The sequence below is a fragment of the Ruminiclostridium hungatei genome (assembly GCF_002051585.1).
GTDB lineage: Bacteria > Bacillota > Clostridia > Acetivibrionales > DSM-1351 > Ruminiclostridium > Ruminiclostridium hungatei.
The window spans coordinates 1-716 of the sequence record NZ_MZGX01000084.1 but is presented as its reverse complement, the minus strand read 5'-3'; the positions used below and the strand labels follow the sequence as shown (position 1 = coordinate 716).

Annotated in this window: 1 protein-coding gene; it reads right to left on the bottom strand. The window is 40.6% G+C overall.

The window, feature by feature from the left end; all coding sequences use genetic code 11:
• Positions 1-716 (bottom strand): hypothetical protein (locus CLHUN_RS22300; protein ID WP_165755833.1); only part of this gene is annotated, 716 nt, incomplete at both ends.

Here is a 716-nt window from a genome sequence, read left to right as displayed (position 1 = left end):
ACTGTATTCGTAGTTGGTCTCCACATATCCGGTCCAGCCGCCGTCCTTCAGATACCTTTTCTCACTGCTGATATTGTTCCACTGGTCATAGCCATAGGTTGTCCTGGACTCCATAACCCCGTTGACACTTATGGCTGCCTGGGATACATTTTTCCAGTCACCTGTCAGGGTATTTGTCTCACTTATGGTTGTTGCCCCATCCTTTTTATACCTTTTTTCCAGCAGGATATTATAGTGTGAGGTATCATAGGAATACTGCAGCAGGTGTTCATCATTGGAGGGATTTGTAAGAACATTTTCGCTGTTTCTCACCGCCTCCGGCCCCCAATAGGACACCACATTCCCAAACTGGTCATATGAAAAGTCTTCAACGTACAGCAGATACTTGCTCAAATCCTGGTCATTTGCGTATTCCGAGCTTGGCATGCTGTATTTTTTCAGTATTTTCTTATTTACCTGGTGGTAGGTATTGTCATACCTGTATTCAAGGCTGTCATACAGGTAGTACCTGTCTATTATGGACAAATTAAAAGTACGGTATTTATCCTCAAAATTCATTTTGTTTTCATAGTCAAATATGTACTCATTTGCAAGATAGGTGTCATTCCAGTCCACAATGATGTAGCTGTATTTTTCAGGATAGTAGTTCCTTAATTCGTCATATTGCCTGTCTGCCTCAAAGTATGGGTATCTTGTATAATTATTTTTATATACAT